This is a genomic window from Sphingobacterium spiritivorum, assembly GCF_016725325.1.
GTDB lineage: Bacteria > Bacteroidota > Bacteroidia > Sphingobacteriales > Sphingobacteriaceae > Sphingobacterium.
The window spans coordinates 1,959,270-1,981,410 of the sequence record NZ_CP068083.1 but is presented as its reverse complement, the minus strand read 5'-3'; the positions used below and the strand labels follow the sequence as shown (position 1 = coordinate 1,981,410).

Genomic DNA, 22,141 nt, shown 5'->3' with positions numbered 1-22,141 from the left:
TTACCTTTTTAATTTATAAATTCTCCATAAATATTAGTTCTTTTCCAAACTAATGTCTCTATACAATATCTTTTGATAATTCTTGCTGGTGCACCAACGACTACACAATAATCAGGAATATCTTTTGTTACAACAGAATTTGCACCAATAACACAATTCCTACCAATATTTGCACCAATAATACAAACGTTTTCTCCTATCCAGGTACCTTCACCAATAATTACTGGATTACATTGTTTTATTGGTTGATCTAAAATTGATACACTCACATCTTCATATGAATGTAAATTATCAGATATATAAACTTTATCTGCGGTTAATACACTTTTACCAAGAGTAATGGAAGATGTGGCATATATATGATTAAAATGTCCTATTCTACTTCCCTTTCCAATTGTAATCTGACATGTTCTTCCAGTAAGTGGCAAAGCACCTAACCAAACATGTTTAGCAATTATAACACTATCTTCAATCGATATATTCTTTCCACCATCTATTTTAAGAGGCTTTTGAATAAACGAACCACTTCCAAAACTCTTAAAGTGAGATTTTAACAAAAAAGTAAAAATCCTAGTGCTAATTCTATTCCAAAAATTGTAAATACTCATTTAACTTTTATTAACTTCAATAAACCTCTCTATATCATAAAATATATCAGCATTATCTCGAATTTTACTCTCTTCCCAGTCCCACCATTTTATTTTCAATAATTCCTCAATTTGATCTTCTTTAAATCGGAATTTAATATGCTTAGCAGGGATCCCACCAGCAATAGAATAAGGCAATATATCAGATGTTACCACTGAGCCAGCCGCAATAACTGCTCCATCACCAATCTTTACACCTCTCATCACAATTGTGTTCATCCCAATCCAAACATCATTACCTATAATTGGACAATCTTTTTGAGGCTCAGCAACGGACCTGTCCACAATACCATAATCGGGACTAGTGATTATCGGACTAGTAGTTATCCATTCATAATTATGTCCAGAGACACCTATTACCACTTGCCGTGCAATAGAACAATATTTTCCAATAATAGCCTCCTCAACGTAACTTCGTGGACCACTTATGTAGGAATAATCTCCTATTTCGACATAAGATATTTCTCCTCCCCCTCTAATCATAACATTTTTACCAATCTTAGACCGTGATGATAGTGACTTATCAAAAATCTTGGTGCCTGTTTTAATATTTCTATAAGTCCAATATAAATAAAGTGCAAGTCGTCTAAACATCATAATTGTTTTTAACTTTAGTGTACACCGCAAATAAATACAATAATTTGCATAAAAAATACAAATTAAAACAGTAAATAAAACTATTTAAATTAATGTCTACAAATACTTTAAAAAATACAATACTTAAAATATATACGACAATAGACACAAAATCACTCCAGAAAATTGGTTTTAAATTGACAATACTATTAAAAAACAATGCTAATGGATCCGTAAGTGCCTTCATAACAAGCCCTGGTATTGCCAAATATACAAGACTTACATAAGGCAAATGTTGAGGGAAAAGAGCTCCAACCATTATCTTTAAAAATAAGAGAATCATAACAATAGAAAAGACCAAATATCCCAAAACGGCAATTAAGTCACTCCTTAAAACATTCCTAAACTCTTCCATTTCACCATTCGAATAAGCTTTTATTGCTTTTGGAAAGAAAATATTCAAAATTGAACTTGGAATTAGAGTCCAAAGATTTAGAATTAAAAAAAATAAATACAGGCTACCTAAAGCTTCCTTACCTAGGAGAGAGTTTATACTCCAACGTTCAATTTGCATATAAGACAAATAAAAAATTCCTGAAACATAAGGTATGAAACCAAAACCTAATATATATCTTAGGTACTTTATATCTAAATCAAATTTTGTGGGAAAAGTATTTTTATTTAAATTTAAAACAATAAAAATAACAGGCTGTACCAATAATGCGATTAATGCTCCAGTAAGCCCCAAGGATGGAATAAGTACAAGACTAAAAAACCCTAATATTGAACTTATCAGATTTGTTAAATTGAGTTTTTTTAACTTTTTACTGGCAATCAAACAATTGGTTAGCCAATTATTAAATAACAACAAAACACCCAATAAAACACTTATTATAATCAATTGAAAAGAAGAAATTTCACACCACCAAAACACTAATCCAAGGAAAGAAACAATTAGAGATATAGTTCCCAGATAACTATAAATAACATTATTGGTTTTTACATTTGATTCGATTTCACCCAAAGCGATTATTCTATATCCACCATTAATAGTTCCTATTTGGAAAAACGTGATTAACATAGATGCTGTATTCACCATAGTAATTACTCCTAAGTCCCCGAAACCAAAGAACTTTATAAATGCAAATGACCTAGCAAATCCTAGAAATGCAACCAAAATATTTACAATAATATAAACAAATGACTCATTACCCAAGTATTTTAATACCTTCTCCACATTAAATGTTATTAATCCATTTCTTTAAAGAGTTCGCTACTATTTTACCATTTTCTAAAACATTAATTCCAACCTTTTTATGCATTGCTCCGTAAAAATCAGTAAACCCCTCATTATGAGAGCTTAAGTATGCTAATACAAATCTTCTTAATTCATAATCATCTTCATACTTAACATTTCTCAACTTATACAATAACGGTTGTAGTTCAAAAACATTTTCTAAATTAAATACTCTATTACATCCTTGGTAAAAACTCGATCCAAATGTAATAACATGCTTGTTCATCAACAAAGCCTCAAATCCACCAGTACCATTTATTGTTATTACACCAATACTATTTGAAATAACCTCCTTACCAGACAATTTAGTATTTAATAACCTGATATTAGGGACTGCTTGAAGTCTCTCATAATCTTCAATGCTTCTATAGCCCGGTGAATGCGGATGATCCTTAACATATAGGAATACATCTGGAGGTAACTGGCTTGCAATATTTTCAATCAGCTTTATTTGATTAGAATACTTATTATTGGCCCAATACAACACAACAGCCTCTGGTTCTAGATGCATTGGGTAAAAATAATATTTTTTGTTAGGGTCGTAATCGTCATATTTCAATATTGAACGATACTTGTTTAAATTTTTAACTCTGCGTCCTAATAAATCATCTTTTTCAATAAATACTTCTATATTGTCAACAATAGGTTTGAGATTTGACTTTTTAATCTTACGGATCAATTTAGACGCTATGTTTTTAAAAAATAATTTATAGTATTCTAAATTCGAAACATCGCCAGTGCCAAGTTGAGAGAAGAAAACCTTAAAACCAGATCGAAATTCTTCAATAAAAGAAGATATTCGGACATAATTTGTTTCAACATCATCATAAGTAATACTTGCAATTCTCTTATTTATAGAAGTTGGATATCCTTGGTACCCGTCCACCATAATAAAGGTGAATTTATTCTCATCTTCGCCTTTTACAAGAATATGAGTTGAATAAATGGCATTAACTTTTTTACAAAAACTCGCTGCAATTTGATTCATTAAAAGCGAAACGGGTTCATGAATAAAAAATGAGATAGAGTTTTCATTAAAGATTTTTTCCCAAGCTAAATAGTAAGTTTTCGCAAGCTCAATATTATTGTCGTATGATAAATACTGGCTTGATCTATTCGCTTGAAAAGAAGCATTTAAATTAAAGCTATTCTCCGTCGTATTAATAAAAAAACTATCTAGCTGTTCTAACGAAAGATCATCTATTAAATCGTCATTAACTTGCTCGAATATTTCTTTCAAAACATAGTCAGCATTAATATCAAATTCATTTTTTAATACCTCTTGCTCAAGATAACTATAAGCTACATGGATAACCTTAAATTCGTCCTCTATCTCTCTCTGCACACTACCATACAAATATGTTAGTTCACTTCTACTAAAAAATACAATAGTTTTTTTCATGAAACTATTATTCATCGTCTAATCCACTCCCCATTACATTATGCCTCAACTTCCAAATTCCACTTTCATCCTTTCCCCATAAATGTGGTGATCGGAATTTATCAGCTAACTCTCCTTTAAAATATTCTGGATTAATATCAAGATATTCCATAATCTCATTAAAGTAACGATCTGGAAATTCTCCATCGAACCGGTTTACTAATGCGACTCCATCTTCACGTGTTAAATGTTTATTTCTAATTTCCTGAGAAGCGTCATAAGTTGTACGTCCAATACCAAATTTGATATAAGTTGTGTAATAATGTAAGTCGTCGATTTTATCATCAATACTATTATACTTGCTATATGTTCCTTGAGTACGGAATGGTCTAGCTTTAAATCCGGTATTTTCTGCTGCGTAGTAGTAAACTTCTTGGGGAGTCCATTTTAGATAGTAACCTAAATAGTGTACTTCAATTTTAGATTTTTCTAACTCATCTGCGTCTGCAGGTAAAAATGAAAGCAAATCATTTAATTGAATATTATATTCCTCGGTTAACTCTTTTATTGAAACTCCTCCAAGAAAGACTTCGTCTAAGTTATTATAACTATAATATGATTTGTCTCTAAGCGATGTCGCGTTATCAGCTATTGGATTACCATATTCTGCTTCATTTTCACCATAGAAAATCAATGGTATTCCATACTTGGCAGCAATTTTCGGAGCTAAATTCTTCTGTCCTAAAATAAATGTTTGAAAAGGATGAAATAGATTTTCTATTGAAAGCTTGGTGAGAAGCTTCATCGTTTTCCCATTCCTATTAAATGAAATATTGTCAAATCCACTATCTATCCAGTTTTTCCAATTTTTGTAACCATAATCAGTATAAAGAATTGGAGGCCAAGTAACTGTTAAAGGATTCATACCATATTTGTATTTCAAAATATGTGCTTGGTAAGCACTATCTTTACCGCCACTTCCGGGAACTAAACAATCGTAACTTCCGTCTTTACTTCTATATTTATTTAATAAGTCAACAAGCTCTTGTTCTCTTCTTTCCCAATCAATTCTTTCCTTCTGTTCAGCTGTTCTACATGCATCACAAATCTCTTCACTATCAAAATGCATTGTTGTCTTTTTACTATCCTTTGTGTGTTTAAACTCAACTGTTGAAGCTGGCCGTTGGTTTGACATAACACATCGTTTACAGAATTTAACCTCGCTAGGCAATCCATAATAAGTTTCTAGTGTTTTCATTAAATTAATTTATTTAGTTGTATCCATTTTCTATATATATCTAATCCTCTTTCTCCACTTTTTTCTGGATGGAATTGACAGGCAAAAATATTATCCTTCAAAATACTAGAACAATATTCAATTCCTCCATAGCTTGTTGTCGATAAAATAACATCCTGATCTAAAGGCTTCACATAATAGGAATGAACAAAATACATATCGGTTTCATTCTTAATCATCTCCAATGGAGTATCCTTCCAGGACCTATTACTGGGATAACTAATGGTATTCCATGAAATTTGAGGAACTTTAACTTTAGAAAAATCTAATATATTTTGATTATTAAACCGTTCAACTGTACCCGAAATAAAATCCAATCCCTTATGGTTACCAAATTCTTTACTTGCTGTAAAAAGGAGCTGCAATCCCAAACAAATTCCCAAAAAAGGTCTTTTTTCAATATTTACTTTTTGATGTAAGACATCAATTAAATCTAAATCATGCAAGTTTCGCATCGCATCGCTAAAAGCTCCTACCCCAGGTAATACAATTGCATCCGCACTACGTATTGCTTCTTTATCAGAACTGATAAGAACATTCGCTCCAACATTTAATAATGCTTGATTTACGCTAAAAAGATTTCCAAGTTGGTAATCAACTATTACTATTCTCTTTCTCATAACTATAACCTGACAGGGATTTTATTTTTAAATAGACTATCTTTAATATCACTTATATTACATGGTGATATCTTCGAGAAACTAGCTCCACTTTTTAAGAAATTAGTGTTTCCCTCAACTGCAAACTCTTCATTTACGGATTGTTTCTGTACAAAATCATAATGCAAGATCGATGCTATAGCAACACCATCAACCTTACAGTTTTCAAAAACATCTACAACATTTTCAGGAGATTTACAGCCACCGTGAGCTATGACAGGAATATCAACTAAATCAACAACCCTTTTGATTAACTCTTCATCAAAACCCTCACCTGTCCCTTCCCTATCAACTGATGTGATTACAATTTCTCCAGCTCCTAAATCTTGTACTTGTTTTACCCAATCAAAAACTCTAATACCGGAATATTCTCTTCCGTTATCGGTATAAGCAAAATACTCTCCGTTTGACTCTTTTATTGCTTCAATTGAAACAACTATGGTCGAAGAACCAAATTTTTTAGACGCAGTTTTTATTAAATCAGGATTTTTAATAGCAGCGGTATTGACCGCTACTTTGTCTGCACCTGCCAATAATGCCTGTCGTATATCCTCTAAGTTTCGAATGCCTCCACCAACCGTTAAAGGAATAAAAATCTTCTTTGCTGTTTTACTTATTATATCTTGAAGATTGTTTCTTTCATAAAGACTGGCAACTGTATCTTGAAAAAAAAGTTCGTCAGCTCCACTTTCATAATAATATTCAGCAAATGATTCAGGCTTCCCAAGGACTCTTAAGCCTTCGAGATGAATCCCTTTAACTAAGTTTGGCCCTTTTATATCAAGCCTTGGGATAATTCTTACTTTATGCATAACTTTTAACTAAGTGGATCTATTAATTTCCATCTTGATAACTTATCCTTTTGGAAAATACTTGTGTTATAATGACTATCTATGATGTTCCAAAATTCCCTTTCAGAATAGTCTAAAAATTCACAAAACTCAACAATACTCCTTGGATCTAAAGCATGATCCTTTTCATTTACCAATTTAATAGCTTCCTCCCTATTCAATAAACCATATCTAATCATTCTAGCTGTATAGTCTGTGGCAGATGCATGTCCAAATTTAGGATATTTCATCCAAGAGTGGACAAGATATGCCGGGCTATCAATTTGGTCAAAATTTTCAACATGGTGAGTTCTATCCCATTCATGTGTCAAATCGTGAAAACCTTTTGTTTTAGCAAGTTCATAGTTTTTAAAACTATTCCATTCTACAAAATAACTTAAATAGATTGGTTCTAATTTTTCAATTTCCGCTTCTGACGGTGGATTAAAAAAGTTTAAGTCTTTGAGTGAGATTCCGTCAACTAATAATTCCCCAACCTCAATTCCTGCTGCGACACCATTTGTAATTTGATCTTTAGCAGAATATGTTTCAATGGCATTAGAACCACCGTATTCATAGCTCACATTTTCTCCATAAACTAATAACGGGGTATTAAACTTAACCGCCATATGTAATGGATAAGTATAGATGTACCTATCTACAAAATAAGTAGGCTTCCCGTGCTTTTCAAAGGTGTATTTCATCATCGCTTTCTGAGCTTTGATATTTGGCTTCATTGAGATTAAGTCACAACCAAAAGATTCTGAAATATTTTTCAAATTATGAACGCCTGCTTTTGTCATCTTAAAGTTATCTTCTACAGAAACCAATAAAGGGTTCATTCCTAACAACTCCTTGAACACATAAACTTGATAGTGACTATCCTTTCCTCCACTAACAGCAATCATACAGTCATACCCATTCGGACCATTCATACCTCTGAATTTATCACAAAGAGCTACTAACTCTTCCCAACGATCTTCGTAATTTACCAAATTACGTCTTTCATAAGCTTGACATGCTGAACAGACACCCTCATGATCAAAAGTAATCCCTGGTCTTGTTTGTGGCATTACACATTTAATACAATATTTCATATCTATTTCTTTTTTATTAACAATTCTGCTCTCTCCCAGTCATCTGGCGTATCAATGTCAATATTATATACTGATTCATTATTGACTACTTTATGTATTTTTTGAAAGTCTCTCATCTCATTATCTTTTAGACTACGAGTGTCAATCAAATAAAAAGCACCGTTATATTCGTAAACATTTGGACAATCTTGCCTTCTTACATAATTGCTCGATTTAGACAGCCTTAACAACCCTTTATCATCTTCTTCAAACAAATTGAAATACGGATTTGCCTTAGATTCCTTGACGCTAACAATCATATCAAAATCACTTATTCGCGATTTTAAATCCATTATAGTATTAAATGTATTAAAATCTCGAAATGGGGTTGTAGGTTGTAATAACAATATATACTTATAGTGGACTCCCTTTTGTTGAAAAAAATCTAAACCATGTAATAAAACCTCTCTAGTTCCTGCATAATCAGTAGCTAACTCCATTGGTCTAAGAAAAGGCACTCTAAAATCCAAATTCTCTACAACAGCTTTAATTTCTTCAGAATCTGTTGAAACACAAATATCCTCTTTAGAAAAAAATTGATTCGCAAATTCTAATGTATATTCAATCAACGGCCTTCCAGAAAACAATTTAATATTTTTTTTGGGGACACCTTTAGAACCTCCTCTAGCAGGAATTAATACCAATATATCTTTAGTTATCATAATCGAATATGCTTAATATCTTCTTGCGCCTTTTGAAAGTCTTCATGTTTACCAATATCTAACCAATATCCGTTTATTGGGTAGGTAATTAGCTTAAGATTCATCTCCAATACACGTTCCATCAAATCTGTAATATTATAAAATTGATTATTAGGTATCATTGATAAAAGATTTCTTCTTAATAGATAAATACCAGCATTAGAGTAATAGGTATAGCGAGGTTTTTCTTTCAGAGATTTAACCGCAGAACCATCTCCCATCTCTAAAACTCCATAGGGAACATCCACATGATAAGAAGTTGCTGCGACTGCCATATCAGCATCAGATTCTTTAAAAGATTTATAAAAATCGGCAAAGTCAATATTTGTCAATAAATCTGAATTCATGACAATAATATCTTCATGCATGAATTTATCAACAAGCAAAACTGATCCTATTGTACCTAAAGGCTTTTCTTCCTTAACATATTTAATATTTAAAGATTTATTTGAACCATCGCCAAAATAGTCAATTAATTGATCGCCCAAATAATTAATGCTTAAGTGTATATTTTTAATCCCGACACTTTTTAATCTATCAATATTGTATTCAATTATCGGTTTATCTCCAACTTTTAGTAAAGGTTTTGGGGTAGTTTCTGTTAAAGGTCTTAATCTTTTTCCCTCACCACCTGCCATAATAATTGCATCAGCTGGTAATAAGGTTTTACTTACGCTAAAATCCAAAATATCAACTATAGACTTATTGGCATCCACAATGGGAATTATTTTTAACAAATCTTCTCTATATTTTTCCAACTGATCCATGTCGTATTCATTTTCCTTAATAAATACCGGATTGGACTGGACAAATTCAAGGATTTCATTTTCAAATCCAAGCCCTTTAATAAATCCTCGTCGAAGATCTCCATCAGTTAACGATCCTAATAGTTTTCTATCCGCATCAACAACAAATAATATAGATGAAGGGGCAATTAAATCTAATTTAATTAATGCATCTCTTACAGATTCTTCTTTATAGATTATATGCTTGTTTACAAACGTACTCATACAATAGTATTAAAATGTTTTTCTATTGAAATATTATGTTCAAGAATTACTTTCAGTATATTTTTTGCTGCTTCCCCTTTAAAATAAGGATTAGAAACGAAGTCAAGATTATTTTGAAGATTTACATCTTTAACTTCCTCAAATCCATTTAAAATCTCATTTGGTTCACAGGATACATTGACAACCGAGTCAGCCTGTACCCTCCCCCTTTGTCTATCACCAATATTCAATGTTGCTGTGTATAAAGAAGGCGCCTCTAATATACCACTTGAACTATTGCCCACAATTGCTGTACATTCTTTGACTACAGATAAAAAGCGTAAAGAGCCTAATGATGTAAAAGCTTTTGCTTTTTCAGGATTCTTAGCCACATAATTGTCTATCATCTGGTTAATAATTCTACCATCTGTATCAGCATTCGCTTTTGTAAATATAAAGAAGCTGTCTTTTTGCTTATCGATAGCGTCCAACAGAGTTTGAAATTGCTCCATAGAACTTAATCCTCCTAATGTCTCTGGATGAAAAGTAACCTGATAATTATATTTTAAGAATTTAATCTCTAAATCCTTTTCAAGCTCTTCTTTAGTCAAAAGTTTAAGATTCCGAATATTATCTAAACCTATAGCACCAACATTAAACACTCGATTAGGATCTTCCCCCATCTGAATAATTCGATTTCTATATTCTTCGGTTGAAGCAAAATGAAGATGGCTCAACTTCGTTATTGCGTGTCTAATAGCATCGTCATAGGCCCCTTCCGTGATCTCACCTCCATGGAGATGTGCTATCGGAACCTTAAAAATTGTTGTTGCAGAAGCTATTGCCAACATCTCATAACGGTCTCCTAATATAATCAATAAATCAGGCGATAATCTAGGTAAGACATCAGCCATACCATTCATAGCAAGCCCCATTGTCTTAACAATACTGCCCGATGTATCTGACGACAACAAAATCTCTATTTTTTCATTGATTTCAAAACCATCAGCTTCAATTTGCAAATAAGTCAAGCCAAATTCAGGAGATAAATGTGCTCCAGTAGCAATAATTTGTAATTCCAACTCCGCTGACTGCTGGATCAAATCCATTAATGGCTTTAATAAACCATACTCCGCTCTTGTCGCTGTAACTACACAAATCTTTCTCATCTACAACACAATTAGTTCATCTTCGTTAAAATCCTGAATGGCAACCTTCCCGACAACATTATCCCATTCCATTGGCGAAATCCCATTGCCTGGTCTTTTGACAGTTAGGTTATCTTCCGTAAAAATTTCTCCTTTTTTTATATTTTGAGAGGCTACTAAACTTTTACGCGCTATTGCCATGTTCTTTTTCTCTGACTCACTAGGTTCTTTAATTCCAGAACCTGAAATAGCTTCTTCTATATTTCGGATAGCGCTAACCATAGCTTTCAACTCTATTGGTTCTAAAGAGGCAGCATGATCCGGCCCCTCCATTGTATTATCTAATGTAAAGTGTTTTTCTATGATTTTCGCACCTAGAGCTACCGCAGCAACAGGAACTTCAATTCCTAAAGTATGGTCAGAGTATCCAATATTTACTTTAAACTCATCTGCAATGCTTAACATAGCTTTTAGGTTCACATCTCTCATTGGTGTTGGATATTCAGTATTGCAATGTAAAATCGAAATATTAGAAACACCTTCATTAACAAACACCCTTTTTGCAGATCTTATGTCCTCCATAGTAGACATTCCGGTGGATAAAATCACTTTTGAGAACAACTTTGCCGCTTTACGAAGGTATGGTAAATTTGTAATTTCACCGGAAGGTATCTTAACTAAATCCAACCCAATATCTTTCAAATATTGTAAAGAATCTAAGTCAAATGCGGTAGAGAAAAACCGAACACCTTTTTCTTTACAATAAGCAATTATCTTTTCATGGTCTATGTGTGATAATTCCAACTGCTTAAGCATCTCTAATTGTGAGTCTTCACTATTACCTGTATTCGTAATCTGATAATCTGCCTTTTTCGCATTTTTAGAAACAAGCTTATCCGCTTTAAAAGTTTGGAACTTCACATAGTCAACTCCTGCTTCAGCAGCTGCATCAACCAACTTAAAAGCATTGTCCAGTGAACCATTATGATTTACCCCTGCTTCGGCTATTATTAATACTCTACTCATTGTATTATTTTTCTAACTGGATTTCCAACCCAAGTCTCGTTATCTTCAATATCTTTAATAACTACTGATCCCGCTCCTACTACAACATTCTCTCCAATAGTTATCCCTTGCTTAATTACCGCATTTGCTCCAATAAATGTTCCTGCACCGATCGTAACACTTCCTGCTAAAACAGCTCCTGGTGCAATATGAACTGAATCGCCTAATACACATTCGTGCTCTATAATAGCTCCGGTATTGATTATGCAATTTTGACCAACAGTTGCTAACGTATTCACAACACAATTACTGGATAGGAAACTTCCTTTACCGATGTGAACAAAATCGTTAATTACTGCGGTGGGATGTATAACTGTAACAACCTCTTTGCCCACTTCTATAATCCGCTCAGCCACCCGTCTGCGGATATTATTATCTCCTATTCCCAGCACAAACTTATCGACCTCATTCCAATCAAAGGATTCGCTACTCTCATCACCTAAAAATGTTAGTTGATAAGGATTTTTGTGTTTTATCTTAGATCGATCACAATAAAAATGAACGGGTATTCCCATTTTCTTACATGCATCCAATACCACAAATGCATGTCCAGAATATCCTATTATTGCAACACTATCCATCTTTCTATCTTACACTACTAGGAATGTTCACAATTCGTTCTTCTAAAAACTCCGCATTTTGTTGAGCATCTCGCTGACAATGTTCATACATAGGCAGGCGATACATAAGATTCCAAATTGGCCTTGTCATTACCCCATTCTGATTTGTATGCTTTAGAAAATTTTCCCTATCCGTCTTATTATTCAATTCAACACACATTAACCAATAATTAGCTTTCGTGTCTGGAGTTTCTTTTCTGAATTTTATTCCTAAATCAGTAAACAATGCAGCATATTCATGTGCCATCTGCCTTTTATCCTCTAAGAAACTTTCTAAGACCTCCATTTGAGCACAAGCTAACGCAGCATTCAGATTCGGCATTCTAAAGTTATATCCGAGTTCATCATGGAAAAATTCATAAGGATGTGGTCGTTTAGCTGTTGTTGTTAAGTACTTGGCATGTTTTCCTAGCTCTAAATCATTGGTAATTAAAGCACCACCACCACCACAAGTAATCGTTTTATTGCCATTAAAAGAAAATCCGGATACTAATCCAAGGGTACCGGTATGTTTCCCCTTATAATAGCTACCCAAAGATTCCGCAGCATCTTCTACCAATGGAATATTCCATTTATCGCAAACCGCTAATAATTCATCTAGATGTACAGGAAAACCAAAGGTATGCATCGGCATACAAGCAGCAATGCGATGTCCGGTAGATTTATTATAACAACCATCTTCGCGAAGCTCTCCAAACTCTTCTAAAAAGGATGATAAAGCCTTTGGAGATAACCCCATAGTATCTAAATCTACATCTACAAAAATCGGCGTTGCATGATTATAAACAATGGCATTAGCTGTTGCAATAAAAGTTAACGCTTGGGTTATCACTTCATCACCAGCTTTCACACCTGCCAATCTTAAAGCTACCTGAAGAGATGCTGTACCGTTTACAACAGCTACAGCCTTTTCAACTCCTGTATAAGTTTGCATCATTTCCTCAAACTTATCTACATAAGCTCCAACAGACGAAACAAATGTAGAATCTATAGTATCCAGAACATATTTTTTCTCATTACCTCGGAACCGCGGTTCATGAAGAGGAATAAACTTATCAGTTTTATATTGATCTCTAATAAAAGAGATTATATTATCTATATTCTGCATAATTACATTTTAGCGTCGAGATATTTCCCTGTTTCTTTATGCCCAAAGTCCGGAATCATTTGAAAAAATAAATCAACAATTTGTTCTTTGTCCCACTTTTTATTCGATTTCATATTCTGAATAGCAGATTTAAACAACTGTAGTTTATCTTCTTCAATCTTCAATTCATTCTTAATTACACCTAAATTTTCAAATCGATTCATATCAAGAGTTTCGTGTTCTGTAAAAAACTCTTCAAAATCTTTCTCGCCAGTAGTGTCACTTCCTGTAAATAGGCAAGGCCATTTCCCTTCTTGAGGTAAAGTATGGACTAACGCTCTAGCTTCATTTTCATCTGCACACAAATAAGGCTCATACCCCATTTCTTTCAAATATTTTTCGGCAATCTCTGCAAAAGTAATTAAGTGCAAATTCTCACTTAATTTAGGGAAAAAGATATCCCTATTTTCACCAAATATACAAGACATTAAACATAATTCGCCAGACTCTTTCGGGATGACGAAATAACGTTTAATATCATTAGGTGCAACAATAGGTTGTCTCTTCTCAATACGCTTATTAAATCCATGCAGTAAAGAACCATCCGAAAAAGCAACATTTGCAAAACGAGCTGTAGAGATAGTAATTTCTTTACTACGGCGCATAAGAAACATTTCCATAATACGCTTAGAGGCTCCCATCATATTCACAGGATTTGCAGCCTTATCCGTAGATACGCAGAAGTATTTTTTTACACCTTTGTCAATAGCTTGTTGCAAAGTTTTGTCTGTGTTGAAGACATTGACATCGATCATACGCATCAAGGTATAGGGGTCCTTTTCGCTACGTACATGTTTTAATGCTGAAAGATTTAAAACATAATCGTAATCACCATCTGCTTCCCAAAATGCATCATATTCTACAGAACCAATATCTAGAGCAAAGGTCTGAAAGTCTCCTTCGATATATCCAAAAGAACTTCTGATATCGCGAACTAGTTCTACCATATTATTCTCAGAAATATCTACAACATGTAATTTCTTAGGATTTCTTTTAAAAATCTCCTTTGTTGTTGCCTGGCCAATAGAACCGGCTCCGCCAATAACTAAGAATTTTGAATTGGAAATAATAGCTTCTAGCTCCTCTTTATGTTTTTTTATATCTTCATTAAAGAGCTCTTCCTTTCGACCTATAAGATTTAAAATATTCATATTACCTTACAATATTCAATAAATATTCACCGTATCCAGATTTTCTTAACGGTTCAGCAATCTGCAATAACTGTTCTTTATTAATATATCCCATACGATATGCTATCTCTTCAATAGCGGCAATTTTCATTCCTTGACGCTCCTCTATCACCTGAACAAACTGACCCGCCTGCATAAGCGAATTAATCGTACCGGTATCTAACCAGGCTGTACCTCTGTTAAAAACACCAACTTGTAGTTTACCTCTTCGCAAGTATTCTGCATTAATATCGGTAATCTCCAATTCTCCTCGGGGAGAGGGCTTAATGTTTTTTGCAATTTCTACAACATCATTATCATAAAAATAAAGTCCAGGAACAGCATAATTAGATTTTGGTTCTTTCGGTTTTTCTTCAATAGAAACAACTTTATTATCCTTATCAAATTCAACCACACCATACCGCTCCGGATCTGAAACCTGATAAGCAAATACCACTCCACCATTTGGATCTGCTGAATCCTGTAGTAATTTAGACATTCCTGATGCGTAAAAAATATTATCTCCCAGGATCAAAGCAACTTTATCCTTACCAATAAAATCTTCCCCCAAAATAAAAGCCTGAGCCAATCCATCAGGACTTGGTTGCTCCTTATAGGAAAACTTACATCCAATTTGAGCACCATCTCCAAGCAACTTTTGGAAATTAGGAAGATCTTGGGGAGTTGAAATAATTAATATCTCATTTATACCCGCCAACATTAACGTAGACAACGGATAATAAATCATAGGTTTATCATACACTGGCATTAACTGTTTTGAAACAGCTAATGTCAAGGGGTGTAAACGTGTACCTGAACCGCCTGCTAATATTATTCCTTTCATTTTTTTTAGTTTTCGATTTCTATATTCCTAGCAATCATCACCTTAAGGCTATCTTTCCAATTGGGAGTTTCAACCTTAAATACCTGCTTTATCTTTGATTTATCTAATAATGAGTATCTTGGTCGTTTAGCCGGTGTAGGATACTGCGTAGTTGGAATTGGATTTATTTTACAATCTAAGCCTTTAATTTCACGAATGGCTAACGCAAAATCATACCAGGATAACTCTCCTTCATTACTATAATTAAAAACACCTTCATGCCATGTGTCAGAGTCAATAATATATACAATTGCCTTTGCCAGATCATGTGCATAGGTCGGCGAACCAATCTGATCATTGATTACTGAAATCTCCTCCCGCTCGGACATCAAGCGAACCATAGTTTTTACAAAATTATTTCCATAAACTGAATAAACCCATGAGGTACGGATAATAATTCCATCAGGAAGCCATTTTTGGATAGCATGCTCGCCTTTCAACTTTGTCAATCCATATATATTGATAGGATCTACTGGAGCGTCCTCTTTCAAAGGGATATTGGAATTGCCGTCGAAAACATAATCTGTAGAAATGGCTATAAGCTTAGTTCCATGAATACGGCAGTATTGAGCAATTTCCGATGTTGCCAGATGATTAATCTGATCAGCTAACTCTTGTTCTGATTCCGCCTTATCTACAGCAGTATAGGCTGCTGCATGAATAATGACATCAGGTTGGTATTGTGCTAAAAGATCTTGAATGATCAATGTCTGATCTAAAGGCAAGTGTTTACGGTCTAAGAAATGACATTCCTTCTCGGCATCATTTCTTAGTATATCTTTAAGTTCAGATCCTAATTGTCCGTTTGCTCCTGTAATTACTATTCTCATATTCCAAAAATTTCCTTAAAACTGGGAGCGGCTTTGTCTTTATCAGATAACAACATTTCTTCTAAAGGAATTTGCCAGTCTACAGCCAGATCTTTATCCAGCGGATGCACACCACATTCTGATTCTTTATTATAGAAATTATCACATTTATAAAAAAAAGTAGCAGTCTCACTTAACACGACAAATCCATGTAAAAATCCTCGCGGAACAAATAGCTGCAGATTATTCTCAGCAGATAGTCTGACAGCAACGTGTTGGCCAAACGTAGATGATCCGGTACGCACATCTACAGCAATATCAATTACCTCCCCTTCTAAAACCCGAACCAGTTTAGCTTGTGCATAATCTCCAGCTTGAGCGTGCAATCCTCGCAACACCCCTCTTGTGGAATAAGACTGGTTATCCTGAACAAAATGCGTGTTAGTTCCAGTAAGATCATTAAAGGTTTTTTCATTGAAACTCTCCATGAAATAACCGCGCGAATCGCCATACTTAGCTGGCTCTAACACAAAACAACCGGAAAGTTTTGTTTCTGTAGCTTTCATATTTAATTGTTGATATAGTTATAATGATAAATGGTTAAAGGGGATTAGCATCTTTATTATTTAAACTCGTGATAAGTTTAGCAATCATATTTTTAATAAAATGTATTCGCTTAAAGATATCTTCATTCTTTTGCATAAATCCTAAGCGGACAGAAATTTCCAATTGTGTTTCGAGTTCACTTATCGACCCTAAGGCAATATAAAGAAACCGGATAAATTCGGCTTTTCCTTTTCTTCCAGCCCCTTCAGCAATATTAGAAGGAATTGAAACTACTGATCTTTTAATCTGACTAGTCAGACCAAACATTTCCTCTTTAGGAAAGTCTACAGTAATTTTATAAACATCCTCAACAAGTATCATACTCTCTTGCCACAGCTTTAAATCCTTATGCGAAGTAACCATAGACTTATCCCCTCTAACTTTATAACCTCTTAACCGTTTCAGTTTATAACCCTTTTAACTATCTATACTGCTCCTCATAATACTTTTGATAATCACCAGAAGTAACATGGTCCAACCACTCCTGATTATTGAGGAACCAATCGATAGTTATAGAAAGCCCTTCTTCAAAAGTAACTGATGGCTGATAACCAAGTTCCTGATTTATTTTTGTTGCATCAATAGCATAACGGAGATCATGCCCGGGACGATCTTTCACATAAGTAATTAACTGATCGGCAGTTCCTGCAGGGCGTCCCAATTTCTCATCCATCTGTTTACACAATTCTTTAACCAGATCAATATTTTGCCATTCGTTAAATCCGCCTACATTATAACTTTCACCATTTTTCCCCTGATGATAGACCAGATCAATAGCCTTAGCATGATCAATTACAAAAAGCCAATCCCGTGTATATTTTCCATCACCATAAATAGGCAATGGCTTATTATTTAATATATTATGTATACACAAAGGAATGAGCTTTTCCGGAAAATGGTTAGGACCATAATTATTCGAACAATTGGTCAAAACAATTGGCAAACCATACGTATCATGATATGCTCTTACAAAATGATCCGAAGAAGCTTTGGATGCCGAATAAGGCGAATGTGGATCGTACTTAGTTTCCTCGGTGAATAATCCGGTAGCACCGAGTGCTCCAAAAACCTCATCCGTGGAGACATGGTGGAAGCGTTTTCCCTCAAAGTTATCCTTCCATATTTCTTTAACTGCATTCAACAAGTTAACAGTTCCTATAACATTAGTCATAACAAAAGCTGTAGGATCGGTAATAGACCGATCGACATGTGATTCTGCAGCTAAATGTATAACTCCATCTGGTTTATACTGGCGGAATATATCCAGAATTAGCGCAGCATCCGTAATATCAGCTTTAATAAATTGATAATTTGGTTTATCCTGAATATCTTTTAAATTTTCCAAATTGCCCGCATAAGTCAATGCATCTAAATTGACAATATGATATTCCGGATATTTTGTAACAAATTCACGAACCACATGGGAGCCAATAAATCCGGCTCCGCCGGTAATGATAATCGTTTTGTTCATATATTTCAAATGCTATTCTTAAAATTTTATTTTCACAGAATTACTGATGTAATACAATCTTTTTTTCAGCAATCTATTCCTGAGAGCTTCTTCGGTATAAGCTAATTTTTTGTTCTTCAAAAGGTTGGTTAAAATAAACTTCTACCTTTTTATCCAAACGTGAGCCTACCTTGTCCGCTAACTGCAATAAATATGCCTGATTTATTGTATTACCTAAAATAAGTACCTCAATAACACCACTATCTAACCCCTTTGCATAGTTCCCAATTAAACTAACCTCCTGAACATCGCCTGCTTGTTCTAATACGTGATCAACAAACTGGTCAATTCCCAAAAAAGTATGAATCAAATTTTGAATGGGCTTAAATAAGGAATGTTTAGTATTAGCTCTATAGAGTATTCTGTTTTTCTCTGTTTCTTTATCCAGATACCCTGCGTCTGAAAGTTGGTTGAGTTCTTTTCGGATTGCATTTGTAGACTCCTGAAATTCTTCTGCCAAACCTCGCAAATGGCTCTTATTACTTGCTGAAACAAAAAATTTAATTAGCAATTTAAGTCTGGTTTTTGAAGTAATTATAGATTCTAACATTGGACAAAGTAACTGAGTAACAAAAGTACTCACAATGATTTATATTAACAAATTTTTCGGGTTTAGCGTTTTATTTTTTGTTAGTTAATCTATCAACTTCGACTGATGCCGTTCCAAGGTATTGTAAATCTTCTTGACGTCCTGCGATTTTTCCTTCTGTAAAATCAGAAAAGCATCTTTAGTATATACCAGTATAGTATTCTTCAATCCTACAAAAGCAGTATAGGTATCTGTACCGATAACCATATTGCCATTTTCATCTACCGGATGACCCGTCTGTTTTAGATAATCATACATTGATTCAAAAGATCCCAGATCCGACCAGTTGAAATGAGTCGCCACAACCCGAATCTTCTTCGACCGTTCCATTACCGCATAATCTATACTAATAGCAGGGATTTCCTTAGACAACTGTTCATCTAATACATTATCTTTCCGGTGTTTCCATGCAGCTAAGGCTGTAGCATATACTTTTGGTTCAAACTGTTGTAATTCTTGAAGAAAGGTATCCGCTCTGAAACAGAACATCCCTGAGTTCCACAAAAAGTTGCCTCGCTCAATAAAATCTTCTGCGGTATCCTGATTTGGCTTTTCTCTAAAGGAGATAACCTGATCCTCTTGGTATTCGATGTAGCCATAGCCCGTTTCAGGGCGTGTAGCCTGTATACCAAAGGTGACGATATATCCTTTAGAGGCCTTTTCGATTCCTTTCTTCATCGATTCTTCATAGGCCTGTTCGCCCACAATCACGTGATCCGAAGGGGTTACGATCAGAATATCATCTGATTTAGCAGCAAAGGCAGCAAAAGCAATTGCCGCAGCCGTATTTCGGGGAGTGGATTCAACTATATCTATATATTGTATGCCATTATTTTCCATCACTTCGCGACTAAGCTGATGGTTATCTCTGTTACCTACAACAATAACCTGATCAGCCAAAGTCTGATTACGGTTGACCGTCATTTCAAACAATGAGCCTTCTTTGAAAAGACTCAGGTATTGTTTGGGATAACTCTTACGTGACAAAGGCCACAAACGGCTTCCGACTCCGCCAGAGAGAATAACATGTATTATATTGCTCATTTTTATGTTGTTACTATATTTTAATTAAATTTTATGATGTTTTCAAAGTTATATTGGCTGAAAACAAATCAATCATGAATAGCTTATATTACAGACAATTCTTGCAGTTATATCGTTGTAGTGGACACAAGAAACCTTAATCTTTTTCAACCTCTCTCCCGATAAATCGGGATCTCTCCTTAAAAAGGAGAGAATTGCTATTACTGCAAATACTCTAAAGTCAACTATACCTCTATTTATCCGATTCTTTCTCGGCTACTACTCTTCTTAATCCGCTACTGGAAAACCGGTGTGTCCGTTTATTATAATAGATCTCAATACCTTTATCCACACAATATTGACGTCCGGTAAAATCCTTATCCCGATATTCTTCTCCGATAATCCTTATGTCGATAGGCATTCCCTGGATAATGTCTGCCAGATCCTGCTCACTGGTGTAAGGAACAATTTCGTCCACATAACGACAGCCCTCCAATTGAATAAAGCGCTCAACAATAGTCTGTGTCGGTTTATTTTTCTCCGGAAAGACCTCTGAAGGATCCGTATTCAATCCAACAATCAGGTAATCACAATTTCTCTTAGCTTCTTCCAGCATCATAATATGGCCGGCATGAAGCAAATCAAAAACACCGAATGTAATTCCTATTTTCATATGTAAATTGTATTAGTAAAAATTAAAACAACACTCCTGTCAAAAAACACAATTTGATTCCCTTCTTCTACTATAATAAAATTAAAGTCGGGCATCTACTGATTGCTTATCCCAAAAACCTTTTGCATCAAATATTACTCCATTTTCTTTGACCAGAGACCTGGGTTCAATCTGTCCAAACTGATGATGAGCAACAGCTAATACCGCTCCATCATAAAAAACAGCAGAAGGCAGTTCCTTTAAAATACGGATACTATATTCGTTTTCAAACGCCTCTTCATCTACCCAGGGATCATAGACATCTACAGTAAGTCCAAAATCCTGCAACTCCCTGATAATATCCATTACTTTAGTATTCCGGTAATCTGCACAATTCTCCTTAAATGTAACGCCCAATATCAAGACTCTGGCACCCATTAAAGCGGTTTCTCTGGAGATCATAAGCTTTATTAGCTTTTTGGCGATAAAAGTCGCTATCATATTATTCACCTGGCGACCCGATAAGATTACCTGGGGATGATAGCCTAGACGCGTTGCCTTGTAGGTCAGGTAATAGGGATCTACAGAAATACAATGTCCACCGACCAATCCGGGCTTATATTTTAAAAAGTTATATTTTGTTCCGGCAGCTTCCAATACCTCATTAGTATCTATTCCCATGCGATCAAAGATCAACGCCAACTCATTTACAAAAGAAATATTGACATCTCGTTGTGCATTCTCAATAGCCTTAGAAGCTTCCGCGACTTTGATAGAAGGAGCAAGATGTGTCCCGGCTGTAATAATCTGCTTATATAACTGATCAATAAAAACGGCTATTTCAGGTGTGGAACCGGAGGTTACTTTTACAACTGAAGACAAGGTGTTTACTTTATCTCCCGGATTAATTCGTTCAGGCGAATATCCCACAAAAAAGTCTCTATTAAATGTGAGTCCGGATTCTCTTTCCAAAAGAGGCACACATTCTTCTTCTGTACAGCCCGGGTAGACAGTAGATTCATAGATTACAATATCTCCTCTCTTTAATACACTCGATACAAGACGTGTAGCGGATAAAAGAGGTTGCAGATTCGGGGTATTAAAGGCATCAACTGGCGTAGGTACAGTAATAATATATACCTGCGCATTTCTTATATCCGTAAGATCACAACTGGCAGAATAACCTATAGCGACAGATGAAGTATTTTCATCTTTAATCAGCTTGAGTAGTTCCTCTTTAGAAATTTCCAAAGTACGATCATATCCGCTATTAAGTTCAGCAACTCTTGTTTCATTGATATCAAATCCGATAACCTGATGGTATTTTGAAAAGGCCAGCGCCAAAGGTAACCCCACATATCCCTGTCCGATAACGGCGATGTTCATACTATCCTGCATATCCGTGTA

General features: G+C 34.6%; 24 protein-coding genes. All 24 read right to left on the bottom strand.

Translation table 11 applies throughout. The annotated features are described in order from the left end of the window. Window positions 1–8 precede the first annotated feature (8 nt). The 24 genes from I6J02_RS21890 to I6J02_RS08075 all read right to left on the bottom strand — a co-directional run bounded on the left by I6J02_RS21890 (window position 9) and on the right by I6J02_RS08075 (window position 22,120). Window positions 9–608 (bottom strand): acyltransferase, encoded by a 600-nt coding sequence (locus I6J02_RS21890; RefSeq protein ID WP_201681238.1) that lies wholly within the window; start codon window positions 606–608, stop codon window positions 9–11. Beyond that, entirely contained in the window at window positions 609–1,244 is a 636-nt protein-coding gene (locus I6J02_RS08185) for a CatB-related O-acetyltransferase (protein WP_236582359.1), read from the bottom strand. Further along, window positions 1,234–2,460: a lipopolysaccharide biosynthesis protein gene (locus I6J02_RS08180; protein WP_201681237.1), complete on the bottom strand. Its 1,227-nt coding sequence runs from the start codon at window positions 2,458–2,460 to the stop codon at window positions 1,234–1,236. Before I6J02_RS08180 ends, I6J02_RS08185 begins: the two co-directional genes overlap by 11 nt. Before the next feature lies 1 nt (window position 2,461). Further along, the gene (locus I6J02_RS08175) at window positions 2,462–3,922 is read right to left on the bottom strand and encodes a hypothetical protein (protein ID WP_201681236.1); all 1,461 of its coding nucleotides are present in this window, start codon (window positions 3,920–3,922) and stop codon (window positions 2,462–2,464) included. A gap of 7 nt (window positions 3,923–3,929) precedes the next feature. Further along, window positions 3,930–5,159, bottom strand: a complete 1,230-nt coding sequence (locus I6J02_RS08170; RefSeq protein WP_201681235.1) for an N-acetyl sugar amidotransferase — start codon at window positions 5,157–5,159, stop codon at window positions 3,930–3,932. Continuing rightward, on the bottom strand, window positions 5,159–5,818 hold the full coding sequence (gene hisH / locus I6J02_RS08165) for an imidazole glycerol phosphate synthase subunit HisH (RefSeq protein WP_201681234.1): 660 nt from the start codon (window positions 5,816–5,818) through the stop codon (window positions 5,159–5,161). Before hisH ends, I6J02_RS08170 begins: the two co-directional genes overlap by 1 nt. A gap of 2 nt (window positions 5,819–5,820) precedes the next feature. Beyond that, complete coding sequence (hisF, locus tag I6J02_RS08160) at window positions 5,821–6,669, bottom strand: imidazole glycerol phosphate synthase subunit HisF (protein WP_201681233.1); 849 nt, start codon at window positions 6,667–6,669, stop codon at window positions 5,821–5,823. A gap of 5 nt (window positions 6,670–6,674) precedes the next feature. After that, a complete protein-coding gene (locus I6J02_RS08155) occupies window positions 6,675–7,784 on the bottom strand; it encodes an N-acetyl sugar amidotransferase (protein ID WP_201681232.1) in 1,110 nt (369 codons plus the stop codon). Window positions 7,785–7,786: 2 nt separating this feature from the next. Continuing rightward, window positions 7,787–8,485 (bottom strand): cytidylyltransferase domain-containing protein, encoded by a 699-nt coding sequence (locus I6J02_RS08150; RefSeq protein WP_201681231.1) that lies wholly within the window; start codon window positions 8,483–8,485, stop codon window positions 7,787–7,789. Further along, window positions 8,482–9,534, bottom strand: a complete 1,053-nt coding sequence (locus I6J02_RS08145; RefSeq protein WP_201681230.1) for a nucleotidyltransferase family protein — start codon at window positions 9,532–9,534, stop codon at window positions 8,482–8,484. Before I6J02_RS08145 ends, I6J02_RS08150 begins: the two co-directional genes overlap by 4 nt. After that, window positions 9,531–10,682 carry a UDP-N-acetylglucosamine 2-epimerase gene (gene neuC, locus I6J02_RS08140; RefSeq protein ID WP_201681229.1) on the bottom strand — a complete coding sequence of 384 codons (1,152 nt, stop codon included), beginning with the start codon at window positions 10,680–10,682 and terminating at the stop codon, window positions 9,531–9,533. The genes I6J02_RS08145 and neuC overlap by 4 nt, the downstream gene beginning before the upstream one ends. After that, complete coding sequence (gene neuB, locus I6J02_RS08135; RefSeq protein WP_201681228.1) at window positions 10,683–11,687, bottom strand: N-acetylneuraminate synthase; 1,005 nt, start codon at window positions 11,685–11,687, stop codon at window positions 10,683–10,685. It abuts the gene before it with no gap. After that, complete coding sequence (locus tag I6J02_RS08130) at window positions 11,684–12,307, bottom strand: acetyltransferase (protein ID WP_201681227.1); 624 nt, start codon at window positions 12,305–12,307, stop codon at window positions 11,684–11,686. The genes neuB and I6J02_RS08130 overlap by 4 nt, the downstream gene beginning before the upstream one ends. 4 nt (window positions 12,308–12,311) lie before the next feature. Further along, on the bottom strand, window positions 12,312–13,454 hold the full coding sequence (locus tag I6J02_RS08125) for a LegC family aminotransferase (RefSeq protein ID WP_201681226.1): 1,143 nt from the start codon (window positions 13,452–13,454) through the stop codon (window positions 12,312–12,314). 2 nt (window positions 13,455–13,456) lie between these two features. After that, complete coding sequence (locus I6J02_RS08120) at window positions 13,457–14,644, bottom strand: UDP-N-acetylglucosamine 4,6-dehydratase (protein ID WP_201681225.1); 1,188 nt, start codon at window positions 14,642–14,644, stop codon at window positions 13,457–13,459. A 1-nt stretch (window position 14,645) separates the two neighbouring features. Continuing rightward, window positions 14,646–15,506 (bottom strand): glucose-1-phosphate thymidylyltransferase RfbA, encoded by an 861-nt coding sequence (gene rfbA, locus I6J02_RS08115; protein ID WP_201681224.1) that lies wholly within the window; start codon window positions 15,504–15,506, stop codon window positions 14,646–14,648. A 5-nt stretch (window positions 15,507–15,511) separates the two neighbouring features. Then, complete coding sequence (gene rfbD, locus I6J02_RS08110) at window positions 15,512–16,375, bottom strand: dTDP-4-dehydrorhamnose reductase (protein WP_201681223.1); 864 nt, start codon at window positions 16,373–16,375, stop codon at window positions 15,512–15,514. After that, window positions 16,372–16,920 (bottom strand): dTDP-4-dehydrorhamnose 3,5-epimerase, encoded by a 549-nt coding sequence (gene rfbC / locus I6J02_RS08105; protein WP_201681222.1) that lies wholly within the window; start codon window positions 16,918–16,920, stop codon window positions 16,372–16,374. Before rfbC ends, rfbD begins: the two co-directional genes overlap by 4 nt. A gap of 34 nt (window positions 16,921–16,954) precedes the next feature. Beyond that, a complete protein-coding gene (locus tag I6J02_RS08100; RefSeq protein ID WP_201681221.1) occupies window positions 16,955–17,323 on the bottom strand; it encodes a four helix bundle protein in 369 nt (122 codons plus the stop codon). Between the two features lie 58 nt (window positions 17,324–17,381). Further along, window positions 17,382–18,431 (bottom strand): dTDP-glucose 4,6-dehydratase, encoded by a 1,050-nt coding sequence (rfbB, locus tag I6J02_RS08095; RefSeq protein WP_201681220.1) that lies wholly within the window; start codon window positions 18,429–18,431, stop codon window positions 17,382–17,384. A 73-nt stretch (window positions 18,432–18,504) separates the two neighbouring features. Further along, window positions 18,505–19,020, bottom strand: a complete 516-nt coding sequence (locus I6J02_RS08090) for an ArsR family transcriptional regulator (protein WP_201681219.1) — start codon at window positions 19,018–19,020, stop codon at window positions 18,505–18,507. An 84-nt stretch (window positions 19,021–19,104) separates the two neighbouring features. Further along, window positions 19,105–20,103 carry a mannose-1-phosphate guanylyltransferase gene (locus tag I6J02_RS08085; protein WP_201681218.1) on the bottom strand — a complete coding sequence of 333 codons (999 nt, stop codon included), beginning with the start codon at window positions 20,101–20,103 and terminating at the stop codon, window positions 19,105–19,107. 232 nt (window positions 20,104–20,335) lie between these two features. Further along, window positions 20,336–20,755: an adenylyltransferase/cytidyltransferase family protein gene (locus I6J02_RS08080; RefSeq protein ID WP_201681217.1), complete on the bottom strand. Its 420-nt coding sequence runs from the start codon at window positions 20,753–20,755 to the stop codon at window positions 20,336–20,338. Window positions 20,756–20,836: 81 nt separating this feature from the next. Beyond that, entirely contained in the window at window positions 20,837–22,120 is a 1,284-nt protein-coding gene (locus tag I6J02_RS08075; protein ID WP_236582358.1) for a nucleotide sugar dehydrogenase, read from the bottom strand. Between the last annotated feature and the right edge of the window lie 21 nt (window positions 22,121–22,141).

Bases quoted from the DNA above. Each gene is read 5' to 3' on its own strand.
- I6J02_RS21890 (WP_201681238.1), bottom strand. From the start codon at position 608: ATGAGTATTTACAATTTTTGGAATAGAATTAGCACTAGGATTTTTACT.
- I6J02_RS08185 (WP_236582359.1), bottom strand. From the start codon at position 1,244: ATGATGTTTAGACGACTTGCACTTTATTTATATTGGACTTATAGAAAT.
- I6J02_RS08175 (WP_201681236.1), bottom strand. From the start codon at position 3,922: ATGAAAAAAACTATTGTATTTTTTAGTAGAAGTGAACTAACATATTTG.
- I6J02_RS08170 (WP_201681235.1), bottom strand. From the start codon at position 5,159: ATGAAAACACTAGAAACTTATTATGGATTGCCTAGCGAGGTTAAATTC.
- hisH (WP_201681234.1), bottom strand. From the start codon at position 5,818: ATGAGAAAGAGAATAGTAATAGTTGATTACCAACTTGGAAATCTTTTT.
- hisF (WP_201681233.1), bottom strand. From the start codon at position 6,669: ATGCATAAAGTAAGAATTATCCCAAGGCTTGATATAAAAGGGCCAAAC.
- I6J02_RS08155 (WP_201681232.1), bottom strand. From the start codon at position 7,784: ATGAAATATTGTATTAAATGTGTAATGCCACAAACAAGACCAGGGATT.
- I6J02_RS08150 (WP_201681231.1), bottom strand. From the start codon at position 8,485: ATGATAACTAAAGATATATTGGTATTAATTCCTGCTAGAGGAGGTTCT.
- I6J02_RS08145 (WP_201681230.1), bottom strand. From the start codon at position 9,534: ATGAGTACGTTTGTAAACAAGCATATAATCTATAAAGAAGAATCTGTA.
- neuC (WP_201681229.1), bottom strand. From the start codon at position 10,682: ATGAGAAAGATTTGTGTAGTTACAGCGACAAGAGCGGAGTATGGTTTA.
- neuB (WP_201681228.1), bottom strand. From the start codon at position 11,687: ATGAGTAGAGTATTAATAATAGCCGAAGCAGGGGTAAATCATAATGGT.
- I6J02_RS08130 (WP_201681227.1), bottom strand. From the start codon at position 12,307: ATGGATAGTGTTGCAATAATAGGATATTCTGGACATGCATTTGTGGTA.
- I6J02_RS08125 (WP_201681226.1), bottom strand. From the start codon at position 13,454: ATGCAGAATATAGATAATATAATCTCTTTTATTAGAGATCAATATAAA.
- I6J02_RS08120 (WP_201681225.1), bottom strand. From the start codon at position 14,644: ATGAATATTTTAAATCTTATAGGTCGAAAGGAAGAGCTCTTTAATGAA.
- rfbA (WP_201681224.1), bottom strand. From the start codon at position 15,506: ATGAAAGGAATAATATTAGCAGGCGGTTCAGGTACACGTTTACACCCC.
- rfbD (WP_201681223.1), bottom strand. From the start codon at position 16,375: ATGAGAATAGTAATTACAGGAGCAAACGGACAATTAGGATCTGAACTT.
- rfbC (WP_201681222.1), bottom strand. From the start codon at position 16,920: ATGAAAGCTACAGAAACAAAACTTTCCGGTTGTTTTGTGTTAGAGCCA.
- I6J02_RS08100 (WP_201681221.1), bottom strand. From the start codon at position 17,323: ATGGTTACTTCGCATAAGGATTTAAAGCTGTGGCAAGAGAGTATGATA.
- rfbB (WP_201681220.1), bottom strand. From the start codon at position 18,431: ATGAACAAAACGATTATCATTACCGGCGGAGCCGGATTTATTGGCTCC.
- I6J02_RS08090 (WP_201681219.1), bottom strand. From the start codon at position 19,020: ATGTTAGAATCTATAATTACTTCAAAAACCAGACTTAAATTGCTAATT.
- I6J02_RS08085 (WP_201681218.1), bottom strand. From the start codon at position 20,103: ATGAGCAATATAATACATGTTATTCTCTCTGGCGGAGTCGGAAGCCGT.
- I6J02_RS08080 (WP_201681217.1), bottom strand. From the start codon at position 20,755: ATGAAAATAGGAATTACATTCGGTGTTTTTGATTTGCTTCATGCCGGC.
- I6J02_RS08075 (WP_236582358.1), bottom strand. From the start codon at position 22,120: ATGAACATCGCCGTTATCGGACAGGGATATGTGGGGTTACCTTTGGCG.